Source organism: Microbulbifer sp. (genome assembly GCF_036563125.1).
Lineage (GTDB): Bacteria > Pseudomonadota > Gammaproteobacteria > Pseudomonadales > Cellvibrionaceae > Microbulbifer.
Map to the genome: position 1 here is coordinate 33,850 of NZ_DATCMV010000098.1, position 6,082 is coordinate 39,931.

Below are 6,082 nucleotides of genomic sequence, written 5' to 3' on the forward strand. Positions count from 1 at the left end.
CAGGTGCCGCAGCAACGAAATCAGCTATCGGCTGACTCCATTTCCTTCGCCGGTTCCTTGGCAGTGAAAGATTTCTTCACGGTAGCGGGCTTGCTGGCAAAGTCGTCTTTGGGCGGCAGGTTCGGGTGTACCAGCTTTTCCTTGAATTCGCTGTGGCGCGCGCGCATCTCTTCATCGGTATCGACCATATCCATGGAGCCGCGGAACTTACCGCCGTCATCCAGCTGGATACGCGGTGCGATCAGGTTGCCCTTCACCACGGCGGTATTGCGGATTTCGATCAGCTCATCCGCCAGTGCGTCACCGGTCAAAGTGCCGTTAATCACGATGTTTTGCGCGTGAATATTCGCGTTGATCTCACCCTCGCGACCGATAGAAAGGTCATGACCTTCCATGATGACGGTACCTTCGATGGTGCCTTCAATATGCAGGTCTTCGGTACCAATCAGCTCGCCACGAAACTTGATATTTTTACCAATGACAGAGCGACCTTTGGCCATGGTGGACTCCAGCTTGTCCGCAAATGGACGCTCGCGTGCACCATGATCGTTCATACCGGACAGGAAGGAGTTGGATTCCAGATTGGCCTCTGGCTTCGGGTCAAGAGGGTTAGCCATTATTCCACCTAAAGTAACCGTAGAGGGATTTTGTTTTTTTAAGAGCCTGCTGTTGTAGCGCTTTTCTAAAAAAGTTCCCAGAGCATAAGAAACAAAACCCAAACAATTACGCCAAGTTTGTGAGAGCAATCACAATTAACCAATGACTGGATAAAATCCCAATAAATGGAGCGGACAAAATACACCCAGAAACGGCAGTTTCCCGCGCGCAAAAAACCTTCACCGTGGAGAATTACGGATTCGCCGAACGAAAAATCAATCAGTTCAATAATTGCGCGCTGCGGATTGAATCCAGTGCGAAAAAGCGGACAAAGTGGCCAATGCTGGCCACTTTGTGAAGAGATAATTCAGGGCGGGATTTATTTTGGGTCAAACTTCGCAAAGTAGCTGTCTGCCGCTCGCGTAACACGGCGATGCAGCATCAGAGTGGATGTCATTGTCGGAATTGCCATCACCGCGTACATACCAATGATGATGTTGTTGACGATACTGAGTGACGCCACGGCCCCGATAACAATCAGCCCAACGTAAATCGCGGTATACACAGACTGCCAGCGCGGGCCGAACAGGAAGTTGAAACACTTCACCCCGTAATACCAGTAGGTAACGATGGTGCTGAATGCGAGCGGCACCACCATGACCAGCAACAGCAGCGGTCCCCAGCCGCCAAACACGTGCGAGAAGGCATTTGCGGTCAGCGACACCCCTTCAACTCCCTCGCCGTGCTGCCACACGCCAGTGAGCAGAATCACCAGCGCGGTGCAGGTGCACACCACCAGGGTATCGACGATTGGCCCGAGCATCGCCACCACACCTTCCCGTACAGGCTCGGTGGTTTTGGCCGCGCCGTGAGCGAGAGATTCGGAACCAATACCGGCTTCATTGGAAAATGCCCCACGGCTGATACCTGTGGCAACCACCGTACCCAGCACGCCGCCGGCAGCGGCCTGGCCGCTGAAGGCATCGGTGAAAATCAGGGCGAAGGCGGCGGGCACTTCACGCCAGAAGTAGCCGATCACGATCAGGGTCAGCGCCATGTAGAACACCACCATCGCCGGCACTACACGCACCGCGAAGCGGCCGATACGCTGGATGCGACCAATGACCACCACCATGGCGGTAACCGCAAGGGCAACGCCGAGGGACAGGTCGAAGGTGAAGGTGTTTTCCGCCCCCACCCAGCCGAGCGGCAGCGCGAACGACTCGCGCAGCAGCTGCACCGTCTGGTTGGACTGGAACACCGGCAGCAGGCCACAGAGGCCGGCGAGCGCAAACAGGTAGGCAAGTGGCAGCCACTTTTTCCCCAGCCCTTCGCGGATCACATACATGGGGCCGCCCTGCAATTCACCGCTGGCATCGCGGCCGCGGTACATCACTGCGAGCGTGGCGGTGAAAAACTTTGTCGCCACACCCACCAAAGCCGTCACCCACATCCAGAAAATCGCCCCGGGTCCGCCGGTACTGATGGCCAGCGCCACCCCGGCAATATTGCCGAGACCTAGAGTGCCGGAAAGCGCGGTGGACAGTGCTTGGCGATGGGGTACCTGCCCCGGGTCATTGGGGTCGTCGTACTTGCCCCGCAGCAGGTCGATGCTGTGGCCGAGGTGCCGATAGGGACGGGCGCGGGAGCTGATCAGCAGAAACAACCCGCCGCCCACCAGCAGCACCAGCAGCGGCGTGCCCCAAGCGTATTCGACAAAGGTGTTCAGGGCAGATTCGAAGGAATTGAGAAAAGACATGGAAATAGGACATATCCGATTGCGAAACCGGTAATGCTCTCGCAATCCAGCGGGAATCTCAAACCGTTCCCAAGAACCCGCATACGATTAGTGGGAAGCAACTTAAAAAAAAGCCCCTGTAACAGGGGCTTTCAGAAGTCTGATCAGGCCGCGGCGACTTCGCCATCCTCGGCGGCAGTCGACACCTGCTCCTCCCGCACAAAGAACACCGAAATCGCACCACACACCATGAACACGCCGGCCAGCATGATGATATAGATGGCCTGGTTGTCGAATACGCTCGCCAGGATCGGGCCCGCCACCAGCGCGGAGATAATCTGCGGTGCGGCGATGGTGAAGTTGAAGATCCCCATGTACACGCCGGTTTTGCTCGCCGGCAGCGCGTCGGAGAGGATCGAGTACGGCATGGCCAGGATAGCGGCCCAGGCGATTCCCACACCGATCATTGGCAGCAGCAGGCCGATGGCTCCACTGGGCACGGTCACTTCGGTGATCAGCAGATTCACCTGGGTGGCTTCGCCGCCCTGGAACAGTACAAAGCTCATATAGCCCAGGCCACCCAGCAGCAGCGACAGCGCGTAGGTGAGCTTGCGCCCGAGGGTATTCGCCACCCGTGCCAGCACAATGGAGAAGAGCGCAGCAAACAGCGAATAAGCCGCGAAGATGATACCCACCCAGTCACCGGCAGCGCCCTTGGCGGCGGCAATGTGTGCGGGGATTTCACCAACGGACTCGAGGTAATGGGAGTCGAACCACTTCGCCTCCACACCCCATACGTGCTGGGTGATGGCCGGGGTGGTGTAGACCCACATGATGAACAGGGAGAACCAGGAGAAGAACTGCACCAGTGCCAACTGGCGCATGGTCTTGGGCATGCTCACCAGCAGGCGGAAGAAACCGCCGAGGCGCTGGGCCAGGGATTTGCGCTCCGCCAGCTCGCGGGCCACTGCGTCCGCGTCGATGCCTTTATAAGCGTTGTATTCCGCCGGTGCATATTCCTTGGTACGGAACACGGTCCACAGTACCGAACCCAGCAGTACCGAGGCGCCAATATAGAAAGCCCAGATCACCGAGGGTGCCACCTCGCCAGTGCGGGAGCTGTTCTCGAGGCCAATCACATTGGTCAGGATAAACGGCAGCATGGAGCCCATCACCGCGCCGATGTTGATCAACAGCGACTGCACTGCGTAACCCACAGTGCGCTGCTCCGAGGGCACCATGTCCGACACCAGCGCGCGGAACGGCTGCATGGTGACGTTGAAGGCCGCATCCATCAGCGCCAGCATCACCCCGCCGAACAGGATCGGCGCGATGAACGCCACCGCGATACCAGCATTGGGCATAAACGCCATGCCCAGGGCAGCGGCGATGGCACCGAACAGGATATAGGGATTGCGGCGACCGAAGCGATTCCAGGTGCGGTCGGACGCGGAGCCGACGATCGGCTGCACGATCAGGCCCATCAGGGGCGCCACGATCCAGAACAGGGACAGTGAGTGCAGGTCTGCGCCGAGGTCGGAGAGAATCCGGCTGGCATTGGCATTCTGCAGGGCAAAGCCGAACTGCACCCCGAGAAAACCGAGGCTGACGTTCCATACCTGCCAGAAGGGAAGCTTGGGCTGTTTGTTCATCGCATTGACCGCCTGTTTATTGTTTACGTCGGGCGTGAGCACCGGGTTGTTGCGGTGCGGCGCTCTGGTTATGGCGGCATTGTGTCAGCCGGGACAATGCCGGCCATCCTCCCCGGCGGGGGTGGAGGGCACGCCGCCGACGGCCATGCAGCTACCGTCGACGCTGCGCCACACCTAAAACAAGAGAACCTTAAGATCCAAAAATAAGTACTTAAAGGCCATTTTTATGATTTAAGCTCCATATAAAGGACATTAAATAAATATATTGTAATATCCCCAAATGGGGACATAATCGTCAAATAGATTACTTAAATCCCAAATAAGGCACTTTATGGACCTAGGAATGAAATCGCCCGCTGCGATTGCGGAAACCCTGGGCCAGCGCCTGAAGCAGGCGCGGCTGAATCGGGACCTCACCCAACAGGAGGTCGCCGAACGCGCCGGCCTTAGCCGCAAGGCGGTGCTCAATGCCGAAAAGGGCAAGGCCCAGCTGGAGGTACTCATCGCCATATTGCAGGCGCTGGAACTCACCGCCCAGCTCGACAACTTCCTGCCCCCGCAACCGCCCTCCCCCATCCAGCTCGCCAAGCTACAAGGCAAACAGCGCCAGCGGGCCTCCGGCCAGCGCGGCCAGGGTGACAGGGATAAAGATGAAGACGAACAGGAGGCACCCGAATGGTGATGGAAGTCATCGGTGTGGAATACCAGGGGCAAACCGCAGGCGCGGTCAGCTTTGACACGGATACCGGCGTCGGCGCCTTCGAATACGACCCCGCATTTATCGACAGCGGTATCGAACTCTCGCCCCTCAAGATGCCGCTGGCACGGAGGATCTACAGTTTCCCCGAATTGCGTTTTGAAACCTTTCGCGGCCTGCCCGGACTAATCGCCGACTCCCTGCCCGACGACTTCGGCAATGCAGTACTCAACGCCTGGATGGCCGCCCAGGGCAAACACCCGGACGACATCAGCCCGCTGCAACGGCTGCAGTACACCGGCAAACGCGGCATGGGCGCACTCGAATACACCCCCGCCACCCGCATCAAGAATCTCAATGCCTCCCAGGAAATCGCCATCGATGAGCTCGTCGCCATCGCCCAGGAAGTACTCGACAGCCGCGCCGGTTTCCATGTGGCACTGGACCAGGACGGCGACAATCGAGAGGCCATGATCGCGCTGCTGTCCGTCGGCATGAGCGCCGGTGGCGCCCGCCCCAAGGCGGTACTCGCCTTCAACCAGGACTTCACCCAGGTGCGCTCCGGACAGACTGACGTACCGGAAGGCTTCACCCACTATCTGATGAAATTCGACGGCGTCAGCGAACACAACAAGAACCAGCAAACGTTCGGCGATCCCATGGGCTTCGGCGCCATGGAATACGTCTACCACCAAATGGCCGAAGCCTGCGGCATCCACATGATGCCCTGCCACCTACTGCACGAGGGCAACCGCCGGCACTTTATCACCGAGCGCTTCGACCGCCGCGGCAATGACAAGATCCACATCCAGACCCTGAATGGCTTGGCCCATGTGGACTACAAGGCCCCGGGCTCTTTCTCTTATGCGGAACTTTTCGCCGTCGCGCGGCAACTGAAGCTCCCTGCCAAAGATGCGGAACAATTGCTGCTGCGTATGGTGTTCAACATCGTCGCGCGCAATCACGACGATCACGCTAAAAACTTCGCCTTCCAGCTCAACGAAAAAACCTGGCAACTGGCTCCGGCCTACGACCTCGCCTACAGCTACAAGCCAGGCAGCCGATGGGTCAACAACCACTGGATGAGCCTGAACGGCAAGCGCGATCACTTCACCCGCGAGGACATCTACAGCCTGGAAAAAATCAGTCCGCTGTTTAGCCGGAGGAAGATCGACGGTGTTGTGGATAATGTAGTGGAGCAGGTATCGCGCTGGCGAGATCTGGCGACGGAGCACGAAGTGCCGCCTTCGCTGATTGAGGAGATTGAGGGAAATCTTCGGCTGCAACTCTGACCAAATAGAAAACCACTTCCAGATCTCGAAAAAGTGTTTGGATCAGAAGCCGACAAAAATTATACGAAAAATATTCAATGATTGAGAGTCTACTTGGGTTGCTGAT

At 57.9% G+C, this 6,082-nt stretch carries 5 protein-coding genes; 2 read left to right on the forward strand and 3 right to left on the reverse strand.

What is annotated here, in order from left to right; genetic code table 11:
- Nucleotides 1-20 precede the first annotated feature (20 nt).
- The 3 genes from VIL80_RS08035 to VIL80_RS08045 all read right to left on the reverse strand — a co-directional run bounded on the left by VIL80_RS08035 (nucleotide 21) and on the right by VIL80_RS08045 (nucleotide 3,987).
- Nucleotides 21-617, reverse strand: coding sequence for a bactofilin family protein (locus tag VIL80_RS08035; protein WP_332035601.1), 597 nt, complete (start codon nucleotides 615-617; stop codon nucleotides 21-23).
- A 359-nt stretch (nucleotides 618-976) separates the two neighbouring features.
- On the reverse strand, nucleotides 977-2,356 hold the full coding sequence (locus tag VIL80_RS08040; RefSeq protein ID WP_332035602.1) for an alanine/glycine:cation symporter family protein: 1,380 nt from the start codon (nucleotides 2,354-2,356) through the stop codon (nucleotides 977-979).
- A 143-nt stretch (nucleotides 2,357-2,499) separates the two neighbouring features.
- Nucleotides 2,500-3,987 carry an MFS transporter gene (locus VIL80_RS08045; protein WP_332035603.1) on the reverse strand — a complete coding sequence of 496 codons (1,488 nt, stop codon included), beginning with the start codon at nucleotides 3,985-3,987 and terminating at the stop codon, nucleotides 2,500-2,502.
- Between the two features lie 343 nt (nucleotides 3,988-4,330).
- On the opposite strand from VIL80_RS08045, the gene VIL80_RS08050 reads away from it, so the two are divergent.
- Together VIL80_RS08050 and VIL80_RS08055 are read left to right on the forward strand one after the other, a co-directional pair.
- The gene (locus VIL80_RS08050; RefSeq protein WP_332035604.1) at nucleotides 4,331-4,669 is read left to right on the forward strand and encodes a helix-turn-helix transcriptional regulator; all 339 of its coding nucleotides are present in this window, start codon (nucleotides 4,331-4,333) and stop codon (nucleotides 4,667-4,669) included.
- A complete protein-coding gene (locus tag VIL80_RS08055) occupies nucleotides 4,663-5,976 on the forward strand; it encodes a type II toxin-antitoxin system HipA family toxin (RefSeq protein ID WP_332035605.1) in 1,314 nt (437 codons plus the stop codon). Before VIL80_RS08050 ends, VIL80_RS08055 begins: the two co-directional genes overlap by 7 nt.
- The last annotated feature ends 106 nt before the right edge of the window (nucleotides 5,977-6,082 follow it).

Bases quoted from the DNA above. Each gene is read 5' to 3' on its own strand.
- VIL80_RS08035 (WP_332035601.1), bottom strand. From the start codon at position 617: ATGGCTAACCCTCTTGACCCGAAGCCAGAGGCCAATCTGGAATCCAAC.
- VIL80_RS08040 (WP_332035602.1), bottom strand. From the start codon at position 2,356: ATGTCTTTTCTCAATTCCTTCGAATCTGCCCTGAACACCTTTGTCGAA.
- VIL80_RS08045 (WP_332035603.1), bottom strand. From the start codon at position 3,987: ATGAACAAACAGCCCAAGCTTCCCTTCTGGCAGGTATGGAACGTCAGC.
- VIL80_RS08050 (WP_332035604.1), top strand. From the start codon at position 4,331: ATGAAATCGCCCGCTGCGATTGCGGAAACCCTGGGCCAGCGCCTGAAG.
- VIL80_RS08055 (WP_332035605.1), top strand. From the start codon at position 4,663: ATGGTGATGGAAGTCATCGGTGTGGAATACCAGGGGCAAACCGCAGGC.